Source organism: Aphanothece microscopica RSMan92 (assembly GCF_046613545.2).
Lineage (GTDB): Bacteria > Cyanobacteriota > Cyanobacteriia > PCC-6307 > Cyanobiaceae > NIES-981.
This window is the reverse complement of sequence record NZ_JBKKKY020000615.1, coordinates 1-411: the sequence shown is the minus strand read 5'-3', so window position 1 is coordinate 411 and position 411 is coordinate 1. Positions and strand designations below refer to the sequence as shown.

Annotated in this window: 1 protein-coding gene; it reads left to right on the top strand. The window is 75.2% G+C overall.

Annotated features, from left to right (window positions below):
- Positions 1 to 121 precede the first annotated feature (121 nt).
- The coding region (locus ACLD7X_RS19325; protein WP_411425296.1) for a hypothetical protein at positions 122 to 411 on the top strand (290 nt) is incomplete at its 3' end.

Here is a 411-nt window from a genome sequence, read left to right as displayed (position 1 = left end):
GGATCGAGGAGCTGCTGGAGTCGCTCCAGGACCAGGACGAGGAGGGCGCCGAGCCGGTGGTCTTCCAGTCCCACGTCTTCCCGCTGCCCGGGCGCGTCGCGCCGGTCGAGGAGGCGCGGTCGTGACCGCCTTGGCCCCCGCCGCCGCGCGCCGGGTGCTGCTGCTGCTCACCACCACCCGCTGGCTGCCCGTCGGGCTCACCGTCGCCATCGTGCTGCTGCGCCCGCTCGAGCAGGGCCTCACCGTCACCCAGGTCCTCACCGTCAGCGCCGTCGGCGGCCTGGTGACCGTGGCCCTCGAGCTCCCGACCAGCGGCTTCGCCGACGCGTTCGGCCGACGGCTCGTGCTGGCGACCGCCGCGGCCGTCAACGTCGTCGCGGCCTCGCTGTTCGTCCTGGCCGACTCCTGGGG